Below are 18957 nucleotides of genomic sequence, written 5' to 3'. Positions count from 1 at the left end.
CTTTTCGTGATTTCGGATAGACGGTGGGCACGGCGCAAGTGCGCCTTTGCCCACCCTGCAAGTTTACACGAAAATCAGCGCTTCTTGCGCAGCCGCACGACCATGTCGACGCGGGCGATCTCGTAGCCTTCCGGCACGTCGGGCATCTTCGACAGCACCAGATGCGGGTCGGGAATGTCGACCAGCTCGTGGTTGTTTTCGAGATAGAAGTGATGGTGCGCGGTGACGTTGGTGTCGAAATAGGTCTTGGTGCCGTCGACCGAGACCTGGCGCAGCAGGCCGGCATCGGTGAGCTGGTTGAGCGTGTTGTAGACGGTGGCGAGTGAGACCGGCACCTTGGCCAGCGTCGCTTCCTCGTACAGCATTTCCGCAGTCAAATGGCGTGCGCCCTTGCCGAACAGCAGCCAGCCCAAAGCCATGCGCTGGCGGGTGGGCCTGAGGCCCGCGGCCTGCAACATTTCGTTGACGTCGTGCCAGGGACAACCGGTCAACGCCGGCTGATGTCCGGCGGCACGGGCTGCCGGATCGATACCGTCGTCATTCGGGGGCGAGGCTTGGTCGTTCATTTCCACTTCGGGTACCACACGCGCTAAACTGGGCAATATTCTTGCCCAATATAAAAGGAAATCAGGTAGATGCAAGTTTTTCGCAACTAGAACTGGCCCAAGGTTGGGCCGGAACAACCGCGCCCGACGCGGCGTTTTAGCCCGTTCCAGCGCTTTCCCGGCCCCTAATGCCTATGTTACAGAGCGCGCGGACCACATATGCGATTTCGGCAGAGGCTAATGCCGATAGCACCCTAAGTAGCGCCAAATTGCGGGAACATGCGTTTCCGCAGGGATAACGGGTCCGGTTCGCTCAAAAAGCGCTCCATCGGGACATCTAAGTAAAGGCTGAATACCATGCTGGATCGCCGCAGCGGTTACGAATACGAGGACTTGCTGGCCTGTGGCCGCGGCGAGATGTTCGGCCCGGGCAATGCCCAATTGCCGCTGCCGCCGATGCTGATGTTCGATCGCATCACCGAGATTGCCGACAAGGGCGGTGAATTCGGCAAGGGCCTGATCCGCGCTGAACTCGATGTAAAGCCGGACCTCTGGTTTTTCGGCTGCCATTTCAAGAATGATCCTGTCATGCCGGGTTGTCTCGGCCTGGACGCAATGTGGCAGATGGTCGGATTCTACCTCGGCTGGATCGGCGGCGAGGGACGCGGCCGGGCGCTGGGGCTCGGAGAACTGAAGTTCTCCGGTCAGGTGCTGCCGAACGCCCGCAAGGTTGTGTACAACATCGACATGAAGCGCGTGATGCGTTCAAAGCTGGTGCTTGGCGTCGGCGACGGCTGGCTTTCCATGGATGGCGAGATTATCTATCGCGCCAAGGATCTGAAAGTCGGGCTGTTCAAGCAGGGCACCGCGCCGGGCTGAGCGGCGCGATTGCGCAACCAACATATTTTCACAGACGAACGAAACGGTAAGGCGAGGCGATCATGAAGCGGGTTGTCATTACGGGGATGGGCATTGTCTCGTCCATCGGAAACAACACCCAGGAAGTGCTTGCGAGCCTTCACGACGCGAAGTCCGGCATCAAGCGGGCAGAGAAATACGCCGAGATGGGCTTTCGTTCGCAGGTGCAGGGCGCGCCGACCATCAATCCGGCTGACGTCATCGACCGGCGCGCGATGCGCTTCCTCGGCGAGGGCGCGGCCTGGAATCACATCGCGATGGAGCAGGCGATCCAGGATTCCGGCCTGACGCCGGCGGAAGTGTCCGACGTCCGCACCGGCATCATCATGGGCTCCGGTGGTCCGTCCGCGCGCACCATCGTTGAATCCGCCGACATCACCCGCACCAAGGGTCCGAAGCGTGTCGGGCCGTTTGCGGTGCCGAAGGCGATGTCGTCGACCGCGTCTGCGACGCTCGCTACGTGGTTCAAGATCAAGGGCGTCAACTATTCGATCTCCTCGGCATGCGCGACCTCGAACCATTGCATCGGCAACGCGTATGAGACGATCCAGATCGGCAAGCAGGACGTGATCTTCGCCGGCGGCTGCGAGGAGCTCGACTGGTCACTGTCGGTGCTGTTCGACGCGATGGGCGCGATGTCCTCGAAATACAACGATACGCCCGCCACCGCTTCGCGCCCCTATGACATCAGCCGCGACGGCTTCGTCATCGCCGGTGGCGCCGGCGTCGTCGTGCTGGAAGAACTCGAGCACGCCAAGGCGCGCGGCGCGCGCATCTATGCCGAGGTGGTCGGCTACGGCGCGACATCGGATGGTTACGACATGGTCGCGCCGTCGGGCGAAGGCGCCGAGCGCTGCATGCGCATGGCATTGTCGACGGTGAAGACCCCGGTCGATTACATCAATCCGCACGCGACCTCGACGCCGGCCGGCGATCCACCGGAAATCGAGGCGATCCGAAAAGTGTTCGGCACCGGCGACAAGTGCCCGCCGATCTCGGCGACCAAGGCGCTGACCGGCCATTCGCTCGGCGCCACTGGCGTGCAGGAAGCGATCTATTCGCTTCTGATGATGAACAACGGCTTCGTCTGCGAAAGTGCCCACATCACCGAGCTCGATCCGGTCTTTGCCGACATGCCGATCGTGCGCAAGCGCATCGACAACGCCAAGCTCGGCACCGTGCTGTCGAACTCCTTCGGCTTCGGCGGCACCAATGCCACGCTGGTGTTCAAGCGGATGGATGCGTAAGTTCGTTTTTACCCCACCTCGCTTGCACCAAGAGGTCGGCAGGCGGCGGACGGGGACGCTGCTACAATCCGGAACGGGGTAAGCATGATCATCGAACCGCGCGTGCGAGGCTTCATCTGCACGACGGCACATCCTGTCGGCTGCGCCAAAAATGTCCGCGAGCAGATCGCCTATGTCCTCCGCCAGGGGGCTGTTCCGGAATTCCCCAAGCGCGTCGCCGTGCTGGGATGCTCAACGGGCTATGGTCTCGCGAGCCGCATCGTTGCGACCTTCGCGGGCGGGGCGGAGACCATTGGCGTGTCGCTGGAACGTGAGCCCACGGCAACCCGAACAGGCAGCGCCGGCTGGTACAACAATCGCGCCTTCGAGATCGAGGCCGAGAGGATCGGACGATCGCCCCTCACGCTCGAGGGCGATGCCTTCTCCGACGAGCTGAAGAAGACCTTCATCGAGCGTGTGCGCGAAAAGTTCGGACAACTCGACATGCTGGTCTACAGCATGGCCGCTCCGGTCCGCACAGATCCGGTCACCGGCAAGACCTGGCGCTCGGCGATCAAGCCGCTGGGCGCTCCCGTCGAGATCAAGACCCTCAATACCGAAACCGGCGAGGTCTACGAGACGACCATTGCGCCGGCGAGCGAGGATGAAGCCACCGCCACGGTCGCGGTGATGGGCGGTGATGACTGGAAGCGCTGGATCGACCAGCTTGCGGACGCCGGTGTGCTGGCGCCGGGCTTCCGGACGCTCAACTACACCTATATCGGCAGCGAGCTGACTTGGCCGATCTACTGGAACGGCACGCTGGGTCGCGCCAAGGTTGATCTCGACCGCAAGGCGGAAGCGATCCGGGGCCGGCTCGGCCAGGACGCGGCCCGCGTGGTGGCGCTGAAGGCTGTCGTCACCCAGGCGAGCTCGGCCATTCCGGTGGTGCCGCTCTATGGGACAGTGCTGTTCAAGGTGATGAAGCAGCTCGGGCTCCACGAAGGCTGCATCGAACAGATCGATCGCCTGTTCCGGACCCGCCTTGGCCCAGGTGCCGAACTTGACGAGGCGCAGCGCCTCAGGGTCGACGACTGGGAGCTTTCATCAGAAGTTCAGGCGGAAGTGTCGCGTCGATGGCCTCTGCTCACGACGGAATCGCTCGGTGAGTTGGCCGACCTTGCGGAATACAGGCGAGAATTCCTTCGCCTGTTCGGGTTTGGCATCGACGGCGTCGACTACGCGCAGGATGTGGATCCCCGCGTCGTCGCGTGAGCCATTCGGGCAACCGTTCTACTTTGCATGGGGTTGTTTTCGCGATTTTGTGTCCGGGCTACACGAACTCACCCCGCCGCGATCTTCTCCGCGCGCTGGAACGCCGCGCGAGCCACGCAGCGCTCGATATAGGCGTCGAACGACGGCCGCGGCGGCACCATCTTGAACAGGCGCACGGCGAAGTTCAGGCCCGAGCCCAGCATGATGTCGGCGGCTGAAAACTTCTCGCCGAGAATCCACGGCCCCTTCTGCAGCGCGCTATCGAGCACGTCGAGGGTCTGTGCGGCGCTTCCCCATGACGCCGTGCTCGCCGGCACCTCCAGCTTCGTGAAGAGCTGGATCAGCGTCGGCTCGATGCAGGCAGGCGAAAAGAACAGCCATTGCAGATACCGTGCGCGCAGCGGGTCCGTTGCGGCCGGCGCGAGGTTGGTTTCCGGATAGCGGTCGGCGATGTAGGCGCAGATCGCCGCCGCTTCGCCGAGCGCGGCGTCGCCGTCCTTCAGCCCCGGCACCTTGCCCATCGGATTGATCGCGAGATATTCCGGCGTCTTCTGGGCGCCCGTGGTGATGTCGGTGAGCACCCGCTCGTAGGGCAGCCCGGTCTCTTCGAGCAGCCAGATGGCGGAGAATGAGCGCGAGCGGGGCGACCAGTAGAGTTTTATCATTGCGTGTCTCCCATTCAGATCGTGCCGTTGCTTCACGGCTGGAGGTAGACGGGAATCATGCGGTCAAGTCGTGCCGAAACAAGTGCGCGCGTTCTCTCCTTGAGAGCCGCACTGCTGGATGCAGACTCGGGAGGATTGGGAAAGAGCTGTTCGTCGAGCTTGGTGAGTGGATCTTCCGTCAGTCCGAGACCCCCGGCAAACGTAGCGCCAAGAGCGGCAAGTGTACGGCTGATTCTCTCGTAACTCGTGCCGTCGTACATGTTGATCGCAACATTGGCGAACAGATGGTAATGTCTGGCGAAAGATCCGATGCCCTGACTGTACGCGCCGATGCCTTTGATCTCCATTTTGGTGCCCGACACCACCGCGTTGTATTTCGTTATGACCAGATAGCGCTCGCAGTTTGCGTTGGAAGTGATGTTCCGGACGATTGCTGGCAAACCCTCGCTTGGATCCGGCAGGAATCTCGATTTCGGATTGTAGTGGGGTTCGAACGCTCCCTTTGGATAAGCAATCCGTCGCACGGACGGATCGGCGCCGGTCGCCGCGCGCACCCGTGCAAGCGGCAGATCGTCCAGCCCCCAGCCGTCAATCGGAGCTTCGCTTTCTTCATTCTCGAATATCGTGAGGCCGAATTTATGAACGGAGAAGCGATCTCCAAGGGCGGAGATGACGCCAAGTCGGCAAGGTCCGGTTTCCGCAACCGGTTGCTTCGCGGCCGCCTTGGCCTTGGGCGCCGCTTTCTTTGTCGCGGGTTTGGAGGGTGGCGAAGCCGCCGGACCCGTCGTTGAAGGAGCTTGGGCCCATGCAGTTGCCGTGAAGCATGAGATGAGGATGACGGCGGCAGCGGAGTTACGCAACATGTCAGAAAGAACAAAAGTTGATTGCACCAAGTGCGAAAACTATAGCGTGCGCGCGCCGACTGCAAGCAAAGCGCTGGCTTTCACGCCGATTTCCTCCATCGATAATATTTCATGACACGGCCGTTCGTCGGCTCGACCTCTTCCTTCTCGAACGCAAAGCCCTCGCGCTCGTACCAGCGCCAGGCCTTTTCATTCTCGCGCACGCAGCGCAGCCAGATTTCATCCGGCAAATGCTGCCGCGTGAAGGCAAGCAGTTGGCGCCCGAGACCGTCGGCCTGATATTCGGGCGCGACGAATAATTGATCGAGATAGCAATCGGGCAGATGCAGCGCGAGCATCGCTGCCAATTTTCCGTTGTCGTCGGCGACGTAGAGGCTCCAGCCTTTCTCGATTTCCATCCGAACCCGGGCGCGCAACTTCGCCAGCAAGGAATCGCTGGCGCCCTCAAGCCCGGTCGATACCCAGCTTTCCATCCAGACGCGCGCGACTTCGTCATATTCGTCGGAGCGGGCAGGGCGGATCATGGGCTCAGGCACGGCAATGCATCCAGGCTTCTGTTGCGACAGTCGGATTCGAGGCGGCCGTGCCCCATGAACATGGGAGGACAGTGCCGCCGCGCACAGTGCATTTCGGTCGTAACGGCCATGTCCGCAATGCCTCTGCGCGAGGTGTCAGCGAGGCCGCTTCTACGGCTTTCACGGAAGGAAAGTGGCGTTGCTGACACGCTGGACTCGCTCGCATCTGTTGACAAGCGCGACCGGCCTCATCGTGGCGGGTATCGGCGGGCCAGCCTGCGCGCAATCCGCGATCTGGGATACGGCGCTCTCCAATTCGCATTGGTACGTGCCGGTTCCGCAACTCCTCGCTTATGCCGCGCCAAGAACTGGCTTTTCCCATCCGATTCCGATCGGCGATCAGACGCTGTGGTCGCTGGGGACCGCCACCAACGGCGCATTCACCGGGATCAGCAGCGCGACGCTCGCGCTCGGAACGGCGTCGCACCCCGAGAATTCGACGATCCAGGGTTTTGTCACGACGGCGGGGCAAATCACCATGGTGTTTACGCCGGTCGGCGGCGGCGCCGTCACCGTCGGCCTCGGCCAGATGCGTCTCGTCAATGGCGTGACGCAGATGGAAATGCAGATGATCACGGGCGACAACCTCTTGATCACGCATTGGGCCTACATGGTCCCGTACGATCCCCTGACCTTCGTGCCGCCGACGCCGCAACCCGTGATGGCCAATTCGGTGCCGGAATGGGCGTGGACCTCGGGCACGCGCTGGCGCATCACGAGCCCTTTGATGTTCGGTACCACAACGCCGGGCCGCTTCGTGGTGAGCGACTATCAGAACGGATACTTCTGGGGCAGTGGTGCTGCGCCCACTGGACGTAACGCCGGCAATTTCACCCTGCTCAGCTCCATCACACCCGAGGGGCGGGTGCTCTTCAACACGTTGTCTAATGGCACGCTCACCAGCCTTTACGGCGCCGCGTCCGGCAATGCGTCAGGCGCGCAAATGCTCGTCAGCACCTACGATCTCTCCGGCAATCCGACCGGAGGATGGGCCAGCATTTCCCTCGTGCAGCCCTATGCCGAGGTGTTGGCGGGGCAGAACAATCGCGCAGGCCTCGGTGCCGCTGTTGTGCTCGACCGGATGGCGTCAACGCCGCTCGGGTTGACCGGCGCGATGGCGCCGACATTTTCGATCCTCGACAATCTCGATGCGCCGGCGCTTTCGAATGCCATCAGCCAGACCTTGCCCGTGCTCGCCGGGGCGGCGTCGCAGGCGACCTATGCCTCGCAACGCGCGCTTGCGCAAAGCGTCTACGGCCGGCTTGATGACGCCTACAGCCTGCGCACCGGCGGAACGGTGGCAGAACGAAATGTCTGGCTCAAGCCGCTCGGCGGCAGCACCAGCCAGGGCCGCAATGGCGGCGCGCCCGGATACCGTGCGAACGGCGGCGGCTTCGTTGCCGGCGTCGATACGCCGATGTCGTCGCAAGCGGTGCTCGGCGGATTGTTTTCGTATGGGCATCAGAACATCGCGGGCAGCGATCCGACCGTGCCCAACCGGCTTGGACTGGATAGCTATCAGTTTGGGCTCTATGGCGCCTATGCGCTGAAGCCCGGCACTGAAATCGATTTCCTGCTCGATGGCGGCATCAATCAGAACCGCGTCAAGCGCTCGCTCTCGTTCGTGGGCAGCACGGCCGCCGCCGATTATCTCAGCACCACCGGTCATGCCGGACTTGCGCTCAAACAGCTCATTCCGGTCCACGAGGGATTTTCGCTTCTGCCGTCGCTGCGGCTTGATTACGCGCAGGTACGCGCTGATGGCTACAGCGAAAGCGGCGCGGGCGGACTGAACCTCAACGTCAGTTCGCAGCTCTATCGCGAACTGATGCTGAGTGCGGGCGCGAAAGGCTCGTACCGGATCGCCGACCGCCTTTGGCTCACCGCCGACGGCGCGGCCGGTTACAATCTGCTCAACAACCGGCTGCAGATATCGGCGGCGTTCGCGGCCGGCGGCGACAGCTTCGTCACCACGGCGTTCATCCAGTCGCCCTGGCTCTATTCGGCGGGGATCGGACTGGCTTCGCAGCGTATGGAGAATCTGGATCTCAGCGCGCGCTACGGCGTGCAGACCAGCCCTTCCGGCTTTCTGAATCAGACGGGATCGTTCACGTTCAGGATAAAACTCTAGAACTGGCTGGCGCAGCCGCGCTGGTGTGCACCTTCCGTGAAGGCGATTTCGCCTCGCGCTGTTCGCGGAGCGCGTCGGCGGCAAGGCAAACCACTTCCGATATCTGCTGAAGCTGTCCGGCCAGCGGGCTCGTCTTGCGCCAGACCATGCCGATGGTTCGCGACGGCTGCGGATTCCTGAAGCGGGCGACGGAGACCGACGCCGAGCGGGTTTCCACGCCCACCGCCATTTCCGGGATCAGGGTGACGCCGATGCCGGCGCCGACCATTTGCACGAGCGTCGACAGCGAGCTTGCATCCAGCACTTCCCGCGGCGGCGAGGATTGCATGTTGCAGAACGACAGCGCCTGGTCGCGGAAGCAGTGTCCCTCTTCCAGCAGCAAGAGCCGCATCTCGCGCAGCGTCTCGTGGCTCGGCACCGGCGTTCCCTCGTCCTCGCCCGGCCGCACCAGCAGGAAATTTTCTGAAAAACAGATGACCTCGGTCAGCGAAGGTTCGGATACCGGCAAGGCGACGATCGCCGTGTCGAGCCGTCCCTCCACGACTTCCTTGATCAGTTTCGGCGTCAGCGTCTCGCGGACGTGAATGTCGAGCTCGGGGTGCATGCGCGCCAGGTTTTCGATCACCTTGGGCAGGAGATAGGGCGCGATCGTCGGGATCATGCCGATGCGCAAGCGTCCCGCCAGCCGGTCGCGCGAGGCGCGCGCGAAGTCACCGAGTTCATCGACCGAACGCAGGATATCGCGGACGCGCTGGACGATCTCCTCCCCGAACTTCGTCAACGTGACTTGCCGGGCGCTACGCTCCAGCAGCACGCCGCCCAAAACTTCCTCCATTTCCTTGATCTGCATCGACAGCGCCGGTTGCGAGATCGAACACGCCTCGGCCGCGCGCCCGAAATGGCCGTGACGTGCCAGCGCATCGAAATAGCGAAGCTGTCTGAGCGTCATCTGCATCATCAGAATATCTTATCAGTTCGATCATTAAAATCAACTTCACCTGATGGAGGCCGGCGCTTAGATTGCTTCCAATTCCAGACTGGAAGGACCATCAGGAGACAATCATGGACGACAAAACCAAATGCCCGTTCTCGGGCGGCAATCGCGTGCGCACGAACCGCGACTGGTGGCCGGATGCGCTGGACGTATCGGTCCTGCATCGGAATTCGACGCTGTCCGATCCGATGGGGGAAGCATTCGACTACGCCAAGGAATTCAAGACGCTCGACCTCAACGCCGTGATCAAGGACCTCACTGCGTTGATGACGGACTCGCAGGAATGGTGGCCGGCCGACTTCGGTCACTATGGCGGCCTGATGATCCGCATGGCCTGGCACAGCGCGGGCACCTACCGCATCACCGACGGCCGCGGCGGCGCCGGCGCCGGTCAGCAGCGGTTTGCGCCGCTGAATAGCTGGCCTGACAATGCCAACCTCGACAAGGCGCGCCGGCTGTTGTGGCCGATCAAGCAGAAGTATGGCCGGAAGATCTCCTGGGCCGACCTGATGATTCTCGCCGGCAACGTCGCGCTGGAATCGATGGGCTTCAAGACCTTCGGCTTCGCCGGCGGCCGCGCCGACGTCTGGGAGCCCGAGGAGCTGTTCTGGGGGCCTGAAGGCACCTGGCTCGGCGACGAACGCTACAGCGGCGAACGCCAGCTCGCGGAGCCGCTCGGCGCCGTGCAGATGGGCCTGATCTACGTCAATCCGGAAGGGCCGAACGGCAAGCCGGATCCGCTCGCGGCGGCCAAGGACATCCGCGAAACCTTCTTCCGCATGGCGATGAATGACGAAGAGACCGTCGCCCTGATCGCCGGCGGCCACTCCTTCGGCAAGACCCACGGCGCCGGCGATCCGTCGCTGGTGGGAGCGGACCCGGAAAGCGGTGCGCTCGAAGACCAGGGTCTTGGCTGGAAGAGCAAGTACGGCACCGGCATCGGCGCTGACGCGATCACCGGCGGCCCGGAAGTCACCTGGACGCAGACGCCGACGAAGTGGAGCAACCTGTTCTTCAAGAACCTGTTCGAAAACGAATGGGAGCTGACGAAGAGCCCGGCCGGCGCGCAGCAGTGGAAGGCGAAAGGCGGCGAAGCCTCGATCCCGGACGCCTACGACAAGTCGAAGAAGCATGTGCCGACCATGCTGACTACCGACCTGTCGCTGCGTTTCGACCCGGCCTATGAGAAGATCTCGCGGCGCTTCTACGAGCATCCGGAGCAGTTTGCCGACGCGTTCGCACGGGCCTGGTTCAAGCTCACGCACCGCGACATGGGCCCGATCGCGCGCTACCTCGGCCCGCTGGTGCCAAAGGAAGCGCTGATCTGGCAGGACCCGATCCCGGCGGTGGATCATCCCGTCATCGGCGAGCAGGACATCGCTGCGCTGAAGACGAAGATTCTCGGCTCCGGCCTGTCGGTGTCACAGCTCGTCTCGGCCGCATGGGCGTCAGCCTCGACGTTCCGCGGCTCCGACAAGCGCGGCGGCGCCAACGGCGCGCGCATCCGCCTCAGCCCGCAGAAGGACTGGGAGGTCAACCAGCCGGCCGAGCTCAAGACGGTGCTCTCCAAGCTCGAAGCGATCCAGAAGGAGTTCGGCAAGAAGGTTTCGCTGGCCGACCTGATCGTTCTCGGCGGCAGCGCGGCAGTTGAAAAGGCCGCCAAGGACGCCGGGCTGGATGTGAAGGTGCCCTTCACGCCGGGTCGCGCGGATGCGTCGCAGGACCAGACCGACGTCGAGTCCTTTGCGCCGCTCGAGCCGCGTGCGGATGGCTTCCGCAACTACGTCAACAGCAAGAAGCATCAGTTCATGTCGCCTGAGGGGGCGCTGGTGGACCGGGCGCAATTGCTGCAGTTGACGGGTCCCGAACTGACGACTCTCGTCGGCGGCCTGCGGGTTCTCGGCGCGAATTTCGGCGGGTCGAAGCACGGCGTCCTCACGAGCAAGCCGGGCACGCTGACGAACGACTTCTTCGTCAACCTGCTCGACATGGGCACGCAGTGGCAGCCCGCCGGCTCCGACGGCGCGTATGAAGGCCGCGACCGCAAGACCAATGCGGTCAAGTGGACCGGCACCCGCGTCGACCTGATCTTCGGCTCGCACGCGCAGCTCCGCGCCTTCGCGGAAGTCTACGCGTCCGCGGACGCCAAGGAGAAATTCGCCAAGGATTTCGTGGCGGCGTGGACCAAGGTGATGAACCTCGATCGGTTCGAGGTCGCCTGATCCTCAAGGAAGCGATCTGCAAAACCAAAAAGGGCGGCCGAAAGGCCGCCCTTTTCACATAGGTTGCTCAGATCGGTCGCGGATCACACGCCGAGCGTGCCGGCCTTCGCTGCGGCATAACGCTCCGCGATCTTGGCCCAGTTCACCGTATTCCACCACGCCTTGAGATAATCGGCGCGGCGGTTTTGGTAGTTCAGGTAATAGGCGTGCTCCCAGACGTCGTTGCCCATCAGCGCGCGCTTGCCGTCCATCATCGGGTTGTCCTGGTTCGGACGGGTTTCGATCGCGAGCTTGCCGTCCTTGCTCACGGTCACGAACACCCAGCCGGAGCCGAACTGGCGTCCGCCGGCGGCGTTAAAATCGTTCTGGAATTTTTCCAGGCCGCCGAGATCGCGATCGATTGCCGCCAGCACCTCGCCTTCCGGCTTGCCGCCGTTCGGGCCCATGATCTCCCAGAACATGGTGTGGTTGGCGTGGCCGCCGAGATTGTTGCGGACGGTGAACTTGATGCTGTCGTCCAGCGCATTCAGATTGCCGAGCACGTCCTCGATCTTCGCCGTGCCCAATTGCGGATTGGTCTTGGCGACGTTGTTCATGTTGGTGACATAGGCCGCGTGATGGCGGTCGTGATGGATTTCCATCGTCTTGGCGTCGATGTGGGGCTCGAAGGCATTGGTCGGATAGGCCAGCGGCGGCAGCGTGAAGGGGCCGGTCGGGGCGGCTGCTGCCGGGGCGGGCGCCGCGGCCTGCGCGAAGACAAGACGCGGGGCTGCAGCAATGGCCGCGATACCGGTTGCCGCAAACATCAAATGGCGCCGGGACATGGATGACATAGACTTCTCCTTACCTGTAGGTGAACTGGCTAAATATCTGTGGTCGAACGCCGAAGGCCGCTGCGCGCGGCAAGATACGGGCGGTGTGCGGGATCGGGTTTGGTTTTCTACCCTCGTGAGCCTGCGACGTAATCGCACAGGTGCTGCGGTCCCGGCAATGTAACTCGGGCGGGCAACAAAAAAGGGTGGCCGTTTGGCCACCCTTTTGTTCACGTTTTTGCGATGCCTTACTCGCCGGCCGCTTCGCGCGGCGCCTGGGCTTCCGCCTTCTGCTTGGCCTCGAGGTCCTCGCCGGTGGTCTGGTCGACCACCTTCATCGACAGCCGCGTCTTGCCGCGGTCGTCGAAGCCGAGCAGCTTGACCTTGACCTTGTCGCCTTCCTTGACGACGTCGGAGGTCTTCTGCACGCGCGCCGAGGCAAGCTGGCTGATGTGGACGAGACCGTCCTTGGCGCCGAAGAAGTTTACGAACGCGCCGAACTCCATCACCTTGACCACGGTGCCGTCGTAGATCTGGCCGATCTCCGGGTCGGAGGCGATCGACTTGATCCACTTGATCGCAGCCTTCATCGCCTCGCCGTCGTTGGAGGCGACCTTGACGGTGCCGTCGTCCTCGATGTTGACCTTGGCGCCGGTCTTCTCGACGATCTCGCGGATCACCTTGCCGCCGGTGCCGATCACTTCACGGATCTTGTCGGTCGCGATCTTGAAGGTCTCGATACGCGGCGCGTATTCGCCGAGCTCGGCGCGGGCGTTGGTGAGCGCCTTGGCCATCTCGCCGAGGATGTGGATACGACCTTCCCTGGCCTGACCGAGGGCGACCTTCATGATCTCCTCGGTGATGCCCTCGATCTTGATGTCCATCTGCAGCGAGGTGATGCCCTGGTCGGTGCCGGCCACCTTGAAGTCCATGTCGCCGAGATGATCCTCGTCGCCGAGGATGTCGGACAGGACCGCAAAGCGCGAACCTTCGAGAATGAGGCCCATCGCGATACCCGCGGTCGGCCGCTTCAGGGGAACGCCTGCATCCATCAGCGCCAGCGAGGCGCCGCACACCGAGGCCATCGACGACGAGCCGTTGGATTCGGTGATTTCGGAGACCACGCGCACCGTGTAGGGGAATTCGTGGTGCGGCGGCAGCACGGGGTGGATGGCGCGCCAGGCGAGCTTGCCGTGGCCGACCTCGCGGCGCTTGGTGCCGCCGAGGCGTCCGGTTTCACCGACCGAGTAGGGCGGGAAGTTGTAGTGCAGCAGGAACGTCTCTTTGTACGTTCCCGACAGCGCGTCGATATACTGCTCGTCCTCGCCGGTGCCGAGCGTGGTCACGACCATCGCCTGGGTCTCACCGCGGGTGAACAGCGCCGAGCCGTGAGCGCGGGGCAAGACGCCGACTTCGGCGACGATGTTGCGCACGGTCTTGACGTCGCGGCCGTCGATCCGCTTGCCGGTGTCGAGGATGTTCCAGCGCACGATCTTGGCTTCGAGCTCCTTGAACACGCCGGCGATGCGCAGCTTGTCGTATTTCGGCTCCTGCCCTTCCGGGAAGTAGTGCGCGATCACCTTTTCCTTGGCGGCGCCGACTGCTGCGTAGCGGTCCTGCTTGATCGGGATCGCGTAGGCTGCGCGCAGCTCCTGCTCGATCAGGCCAAGCATTTCCTTTTCGATCGCGCTGTTGTCGATGGTGGTGACTTCGCGCGGATCCTTGGCGGCCTTCTCGGCCAGTTCGATGATCGCCTTGATCACCGGCTGGAAGTGGCGATGGCCGAACATGACGGCGCCGAGCATGATCTCTTCCGAAAGCTCCTTGGCTTCGGACTCGACCATCAGCACCGCGTCGGTCGTGCCGGCGACGACGAGCTCGAGCTGCGTGTCGGTCATCTCGTCGAGCGTCGGGTTGAGGATGTATTCGTCGTTGCTGAAGGCGACGCGTGCCGCACCGATCGGTCCCTTGAACGGGGCGCCCGAAAGGGTCAGCGCGGCGGAAGCGGCGACCATCGACAGCACGTCGGGATCGTTTTCCATGTCGTGCGAGAGCACGGTGACGATGACCTGGGTTTCATTGCGCCAGCCATCGGCAAACAGCGGACGGATCGGGCGGTCGATCAGGCGGGAGACCAGCGTCTCCTTTTCGGTCGGACGGCCCTCGCGCTTGAAATAGCCGCCGGGAATGCGGCCCGCGGCATAGGTCTTTTCCTGGTAGTCGACGGTCAGCGGCAGGAAGTCGACGCCTTCACGCGGCGCTTTCGCAGCGACGACGGTGGCGAGCACGACGGTCTCGCCATAGGTGGCGATCACGGCGCCGTCGGCCTGACGGGCGATCTTGCCGGTTTCCAGCTTGAGGGGACGTCCACCCCAGTCGATCTCGACGGAATGCTTATTGAACATAGTGGTCTTCTTTCATGGGTTCACGAGAGCGCGGAGCCCAAAAACACAAAGACCATGCGCAAGACGGCGAGATGCTGGTCGCTTTTGCGAGATCAGCATCTGGCGATCCTGCCATGGTCTTTATATTTCGGATGGCGTCCATCCTCTCGGCAGTCACGGGCACCTTGCCCTGCCCAGCGGCCGGATTGCTGCTGGGCGTTTGTCGAGCACGATCCTTGTCGGATGATGCTCCTTGCGCATGATCGTCTCCAACAATCGGAGTCCGTTTTCTTCGGGAAATCATGCGAAAACGCGCGCAATCTGCGCGCGCGTACTCTCAAATCAACGACGAATGTTATGCTTTTCGAGCAATGCCTTGTAACGCGCCTCGTCCTTCTTCTTGATGTAATCGAGAAGGGAGCGGCGCGTCGACACGAGCTTCAGCAGGCCGCGGCGTGAATGATTGTCCTTCACGTGGGTCTTGAAGTGGCCCGTGAGATTGTTGATGCGTTCCGAAAGGATCGCAACCTGGACCTCGGGCGAGCCGGTGTCGCCGGCTTTGGTGGCATTCGTCTTGATGACTTCCGCTTTGCGTTCGGCGGTAATCGACATCGTCAAACTCTTTCATTGCTGCGACCGGGGCTGGCAGTCAGCCCGGTCAGGTTGAACACGCGCTTGGGGATGAGTTCGCCATTGCCAATTTCGGCGAGGGCCAGAAGCCGGCCTGCCACCGTGACATAGACTGTGCCGCTACTATTGGGCGCATCCCGTCCGCGCAACAAAACGGCCTGGCCCCTGTGGAGCCTTGCCGCATCAGCCCGTGTGACGGCCAGTGCCGGGATGTCGTCCAGCGCGGTCTCAACGGGCAAAAGCGCGTCGGCGAGGCTTCCCTCGCCAGACGCGGCTCTATTGCATAAAGCCTCCAACTCTTCCAGCGGAATCATGTCCGTCTCGCGGAATGGGCCGACCAAAGTCCGCCGCAACGCGCAGATATGGCCGAAACAGCCCAGAATCCGGCCGATATCGCGGGCCAGCGCCCTTACATAAGTACCTTTGCCGCACTCGGCCTCGAACACGGACTGGCCGTTATCTCCATGTTCCACAAGGGTTAATTCGTGAATCTCGACCGGCCGGGGCTTCAATTCGACGGTTTCGCCGTCCCGCGCCAGATCATAGGCCCGCTCGCCCTGGACCTTGATCGCCGAATATTGCGGCGGGATCTGCTCGATCAGGCCGGTGAACTGCGGCAGCAGGGCCCGCACCGCCTCCGCCGAGGGCCTGAGGTCGGAGGTCTTGACCACGCGGCCCTCGGTATCGTCGGTGTCGCGCTCCTCACCCCAGGCGACCGTGAAGCGGTAGCGTTTGCGGCCATCCATCACGAAGGGAACGGTCTTGGTGGCTTCACCGAGCGCGATCGGCAAGCCGCCGGAGGCCAGCGGATCGAGCGTGCCGGCATGGCCGGCGCGCTTGGCCTGGAACAGGCGCTTGAGCACCGCAACCGCATGCGTCGAGGTCATGCCGATCGGCTTGTCGAGAACGACCCAGCCATGAACGTCGCGCTTGTCGCGCCGCGGCTGATTGTTCTGGCGCGGCTGCTTCTGGCGCGGATCGTTGTTGGCGCGGCGCTCACCTTCGTTGACGCGGCGTTCGTCGTCGTCGCGCGACTCACCTGAAAAAATATTTTTTTCAGCGGCGTGCGAATCGGCGGTTTGCTGCGCGATCACGCGGTTGGCGGTGGGCATCGTCATCACTTGTCGTCCGAATCGGGTGCGAGGTCTCTTTGCACCGCAGGTGTTCTCAGTAATTTCTCGATCCGTTCCGCTTCGTCGAATCGTTCGTCGACGCGAAAGCGGAGTTCGGGGGAAAATTTTAAGTTAACGCGGTGAGCGATCTCGCCGCGCAGGAATTTCTTGTTGCGATCGAGCGCCGCGAGCACGATGTCGGTGTTGCGGCCGCCGAGCGGCATCACGTAAATCGTCGCGAGCTTCAGGTCAGGCGACATCCTCACCTCGGGAACTGTGATGATGTGGCCTTCGAGGTCGGGGTCGTGAACGTTACCCTGCGACAGAATATCGGCGAGGGCATGGCGCACGGTTTCGCCGACGCGCAATTGTCGTTGCGAGCCGCCGGGAGCGGAACCCTTGTTGTGGTGACGGGGCATTAGAGTCTCTCATAGCCGTCAAGCCCGCGCGTCTCGCGGGGCATCACGTCTTGCTTGTTAAATCAGGATCAGGACGTGGATGGCCGGAACAAGTCCGGCCATGACGCCACATTCTCAGTCTATAAAATCCGAAGCTCTTCGTAAGGTTTGGACTTACAGAGAGCGCTGGATCGTCTCCACGCGATAACACTCGATGACGTCGCCGACACGCATGTCGCCGTAATTCTCGAACGCCATGCCGCATTCCTGGCCGGATTGCACTTCCTTCACTTCATCCTTGAAGCGCTTCAGCGTCGAAAGCTTGCCCTCGTGCACCACGACGTTGTCGCGGATCAGGCGAACATTGGCGCCGCGCTCCACGGTGCCGTCGGTGACGCGGCAACCGGCGACCTTGCCGACCTTGGAAATGTTGAACACTTCCAGGATCTGGGCATTGCCCAGCATGGTTTCGCGCAGCGTCGGCGCGAGCAGGCCGGACATCGCCTTTTTGATGTCGTCCACGAGATCGTAGATGATGTTGTAGTAGCGGATCTCGATGCCGTTGCGCTTGGCGGCCGCGGCAGCTTCCTTGTTGGCGCGCACCGAGAAGCCGATGATCGCGGCATTGAAGCCTTCCGCCAGCGTGACGTCGGATTCGGAGATGCCGCCGACGCCCGCATGCAGGATGCGCGCGGCGACTTCCTCGGTGCCGAGCTTTTCCAGCGATCCCAAAATCGCTTCGAGCGAGCCCTGCACGTCGGCCTTCACGATCAGCGGGAATTCCTTGCGGCCCGCAGTCTTGAGCTGCGACATCATCTGCTCGAGCGAGCCGCGCATGCCGGAAATCGACGCGGCGGCGTTCTCGCGCTTCTGATGGGCGCGGTAGCTCGTGACCTGGCGGGCACGGGCCTCGTTCTCGACGACAGCAAGGCGGTCGCCGGCTTCCGGCGGGCCGTTGAAGCCGAGCACCTCGACCGGCACCGAAGGTCCGGCCTCGTCAATGTTCTCGCCCTGATCCGAGATCAGCGCGCGGACGCGGCCCATCTCGGCGCCGGCCACGATGATGTCGCCGACCCGCAGCGTGCCGCGCTGGACCAGTACGGTGGCGACCGGGCCACGGCCGCGATCGAGCTTGGCTTCGATCACGGTGCCCTCGGCGGGCCGTTCCGAATTGGTCTTGAGATCGAGCAGCTCGGCCTGCAGCGCGATCATCTCGAGCAGCTTGTCGAGATTGGTCTTGTTCTTGGCGGAGACCTCGACGTCGACGACTTCACCGCCGAACGATTCGACCTGAACCTCGTGCTGCAGCAGTTCGGTGCGCACGCGCTCCGGCTTGGCGTCGGGCTTGTCGATCTTGTTGATCGCCACGATCATCGGTACCTTCGCCGCCTTGGCGTGGTTGATCGCTTCCACCGTCTGCGGCATGACGCCGTCATCGGCCGCCACCACCAGGATCACGATATCGGTGACCTTGGCGCCGCGGGCGCGCATCGCGGTGAACGCGGCGTGGCCGGGGGTGTCGATGAAGGTGATCTTCTTGCCGCTTTCCGGCGAGGTCACCTGATAGGCGCCGATATGCTGGGTGATGCCGCCGGCTTCGCCCGACACCACGTTGGCATGGCGCAGCGCGTCGAGCAGCGAGGTCTTGCCGTGGTCGACATGGCCCATCACGGTGACGACCGGCGAGCGCGGCTCGGTATCGGTGGTGTCGTCAACGATGTCGAACAGGCCCTCTTCCACGTCGGACGCGGCGACGCGCTTGACGGTATGGCCCAATTCCTCGGCGATCAGTTGCGCGGTGTCGGCATCGATCACGTCGGTGATCTTGTGCATCGCGCCCTGCTTCATCAGCAGGCGGATGACGTCGACCGCGCGCTCCGACATACGGTTGGCGAGTTCCTGGATGGTGATGGCTTCCGGAATCGTGACCTCGCGGATCAGCTTTTCCTTCGGCTCGTTGGAGGCGTGGCCCTTCAGGCGCTGGGTACGGCGGCGGAACGAGGCGATCGAGCGCTCGCGCACATCGTCATTGAGCGCGGTGACCACCGTCAGGCGGCCGCGCTCCTTCTGCGGCCCGGGCTTGTGGGTGGTCTTGGGAGCCGCCACGGGGCGCATGGCGCCGCCGGGGCCGCGCCGAACCTGACGCGGACCTTCGTCCTCGTCGGAGCCATCGGCGGCGACGGGCGTGCGCGCAGCCGGCGTCGCGG

16 protein-coding genes are annotated in these 18957 nt (G+C 63.0%); 5 read left to right on the top strand and 11 right to left on the bottom strand.

Annotation, left to right across the window (positions count from 1 at the left end; translation table 11 throughout):
• Nucleotides 1–74 precede the first annotated feature (74 nt).
• Nucleotides 75–566 carry an iron response transcriptional regulator IrrA gene (gene irrA, locus CQ14_RS33975; protein ID WP_057862337.1) on the bottom strand — a complete coding sequence of 164 codons (492 nt, stop codon included), beginning with the start codon at nt 564–566 and terminating at the stop codon, nt 75–77.
• A gap of 336 nt (nt 567–902) precedes the next feature.
• On the opposite strand from irrA, the gene fabA reads away from it, so the two are divergent.
• The 3 genes from fabA (at nt 903) to fabV (ending at nt 3964) form a co-directional block, all read left to right on the top strand.
• On the top strand, nt 903–1424 hold the full coding sequence (gene fabA, locus CQ14_RS33970) for a 3-hydroxyacyl-[acyl-carrier-protein] dehydratase FabA (protein WP_057862129.1): 522 nt from the start codon (nt 903–905) through the stop codon (nt 1422–1424).
• A gap of 62 nt (nt 1425–1486) precedes the next feature.
• The gene (fabB, locus tag CQ14_RS33965; protein WP_057862128.1) at nt 1487–2710 is read left to right on the top strand and encodes a beta-ketoacyl-ACP synthase I; all 1224 of its coding nucleotides are present in this window, start codon (nt 1487–1489) and stop codon (nt 2708–2710) included.
• An 84-nt stretch (nt 2711–2794) separates the two neighbouring features.
• Nucleotides 2795–3964 carry an enoyl-ACP reductase FabV gene (gene fabV / locus CQ14_RS33960; protein ID WP_057862127.1) on the top strand — a complete coding sequence of 390 codons (1170 nt, stop codon included), beginning with the start codon at nt 2795–2797 and terminating at the stop codon, nt 3962–3964.
• Between the two features lie 68 nt (nt 3965–4032).
• Here fabV and CQ14_RS33955 read toward each other — a convergent pair whose 3' ends face one another.
• From CQ14_RS33955 to CQ14_RS33945, 3 genes are all read right to left on the bottom strand, one after another.
• A complete protein-coding gene (locus tag CQ14_RS33955; RefSeq protein ID WP_057862126.1) occupies nt 4033–4629 on the bottom strand; it encodes a glutathione S-transferase family protein in 597 nt (198 codons plus the stop codon).
• Nucleotides 4630–4661: 32 nt separating this feature from the next.
• A complete protein-coding gene (locus CQ14_RS33950) occupies nt 4662–5492 on the bottom strand; it encodes a hypothetical protein (protein ID WP_057862125.1) in 831 nt (276 codons plus the stop codon).
• An 80-nt stretch (nt 5493–5572) separates the two neighbouring features.
• The gene (locus CQ14_RS33945) at nt 5573–6028 is read right to left on the bottom strand and encodes a GNAT family N-acetyltransferase (RefSeq protein ID WP_057862124.1); all 456 of its coding nucleotides are present in this window, start codon (nt 6026–6028) and stop codon (nt 5573–5575) included.
• Between the two features lie 172 nt (nt 6029–6200).
• Between CQ14_RS33945 and CQ14_RS33940 the strand changes: the two genes are divergently transcribed.
• The gene (locus CQ14_RS33940; protein ID WP_245320741.1) at nt 6201–8198 is read left to right on the top strand and encodes an autotransporter family protein; all 1998 of its coding nucleotides are present in this window, start codon (nt 6201–6203) and stop codon (nt 8196–8198) included.
• Here CQ14_RS33940 and CQ14_RS33935 read toward each other — a convergent pair.
• Nucleotides 8182–9156: a LysR substrate-binding domain-containing protein gene (locus CQ14_RS33935; RefSeq protein ID WP_057862122.1), complete on the bottom strand. Its 975-nt coding sequence runs from the start codon at nt 9154–9156 to the stop codon at nt 8182–8184. The genes CQ14_RS33940 and CQ14_RS33935 overlap by 17 nt on opposite strands.
• 104 nt (nt 9157–9260) lie before the next feature.
• Between CQ14_RS33935 and katG the strand changes: the two genes are divergently transcribed.
• Nucleotides 9261–11414 carry a catalase/peroxidase HPI gene (gene katG, locus CQ14_RS33930; protein WP_057862121.1) on the top strand — a complete coding sequence of 718 codons (2154 nt, stop codon included), beginning with the start codon at nt 9261–9263 and terminating at the stop codon, nt 11412–11414.
• Between the two features lie 83 nt (nt 11415–11497).
• Here katG and CQ14_RS33925 read toward each other — a convergent pair whose 3' ends face one another.
• The 6 genes from CQ14_RS33925 to infB form a co-directional block, all read right to left on the bottom strand.
• A complete protein-coding gene (locus CQ14_RS33925) occupies nt 11498–12247 on the bottom strand; it encodes a superoxide dismutase (RefSeq protein ID WP_057862120.1) in 750 nt (249 codons plus the stop codon).
• A 227-nt stretch (nt 12248–12474) separates the two neighbouring features.
• Entirely contained in the window at nt 12475–14631 is a 2157-nt protein-coding gene (pnp, locus tag CQ14_RS33920) for a polyribonucleotide nucleotidyltransferase (RefSeq protein WP_057862119.1), read from the bottom strand.
• Between the two features lie 321 nt (nt 14632–14952).
• Nucleotides 14953–15222, bottom strand: coding sequence for a 30S ribosomal protein S15 (rpsO, locus tag CQ14_RS33915; protein WP_028347859.1), 270 nt, complete (start codon nt 15220–15222; stop codon nt 14953–14955).
• Nucleotides 15223–15224: 2 nt separating this feature from the next.
• The gene (gene truB, locus CQ14_RS33910) at nt 15225–16358 is read right to left on the bottom strand and encodes a tRNA pseudouridine(55) synthase TruB (protein ID WP_057862118.1); all 1134 of its coding nucleotides are present in this window, start codon (nt 16356–16358) and stop codon (nt 15225–15227) included.
• The gene (gene rbfA / locus CQ14_RS33905) at nt 16358–16771 is read right to left on the bottom strand and encodes a 30S ribosome-binding factor RbfA (protein ID WP_057862117.1); all 414 of its coding nucleotides are present in this window, start codon (nt 16769–16771) and stop codon (nt 16358–16360) included. The genes truB and rbfA overlap by 1 nt, the downstream gene beginning before the upstream one ends.
• Before the next feature lie 153 nt (nt 16772–16924).
• Nucleotides 16925–18957, bottom strand: a 2033-nt coding sequence (infB, locus tag CQ14_RS33900) for a translation initiation factor IF-2 (RefSeq protein WP_057862116.1), incomplete at its 5' end; no start/stop codon positions are given.

Source organism: Bradyrhizobium lablabi (genome assembly GCF_001440475.1).
GTDB lineage: Bacteria > Pseudomonadota > Alphaproteobacteria > Rhizobiales > Xanthobacteraceae > Bradyrhizobium > Bradyrhizobium lablabi.
Note: the sequence above shows the minus strand (reverse complement) of the source record. Positions and strands in the feature narration are given on the sequence as shown.

Coding starts and splice junctions, on each gene's coding strand:
- rpsO (WP_028347859.1), bottom strand. CDS start 15,222: ATGTCGATTACCGCCGAACGCAAAGCGGAAGTCATCAAGACGAATGCC.
- CQ14_RS33955 (WP_057862126.1), bottom strand. CDS start 4,629: ATGATAAAACTCTACTGGTCGCCCCGCTCGCGCTCATTCTCCGCCATC.
- CQ14_RS33950 (WP_057862125.1), bottom strand. CDS start 5,492: ATGTTGCGTAACTCCGCTGCCGCCGTCATCCTCATCTCATGCTTCACG.
- CQ14_RS33925 (WP_057862120.1), bottom strand. CDS start 12,247: ATGTCATCCATGTCCCGGCGCCATTTGATGTTTGCGGCAACCGGTATC.
- fabV (WP_057862127.1), top strand. CDS start 2,795: ATGATCATCGAACCGCGCGTGCGAGGCTTCATCTGCACGACGGCACAT.
- CQ14_RS33935 (WP_057862122.1), bottom strand. CDS start 9,156: ATGATGCAGATGACGCTCAGACAGCTTCGCTATTTCGATGCGCTGGCA.
- irrA (WP_057862337.1), bottom strand. CDS start 566: ATGAACGACCAAGCCTCGCCCCCGAATGACGACGGTATCGATCCGGCA.
- rbfA (WP_057862117.1), bottom strand. CDS start 16,771: ATGCCCCGTCACCACAACAAGGGTTCCGCTCCCGGCGGCTCGCAACGA.
- truB (WP_057862118.1), bottom strand. CDS start 16,358: ATGACGATGCCCACCGCCAACCGCGTGATCGCGCAGCAAACCGCCGAT.
- fabB (WP_057862128.1), top strand. CDS start 1,487: ATGAAGCGGGTTGTCATTACGGGGATGGGCATTGTCTCGTCCATCGGA.
- pnp (WP_057862119.1), bottom strand. CDS start 14,631: ATGTTCAATAAGCATTCCGTCGAGATCGACTGGGGTGGACGTCCCCTC.
- katG (WP_057862121.1), top strand. CDS start 9,261: ATGGACGACAAAACCAAATGCCCGTTCTCGGGCGGCAATCGCGTGCGC.
- fabA (WP_057862129.1), top strand. CDS start 903: ATGCTGGATCGCCGCAGCGGTTACGAATACGAGGACTTGCTGGCCTGT.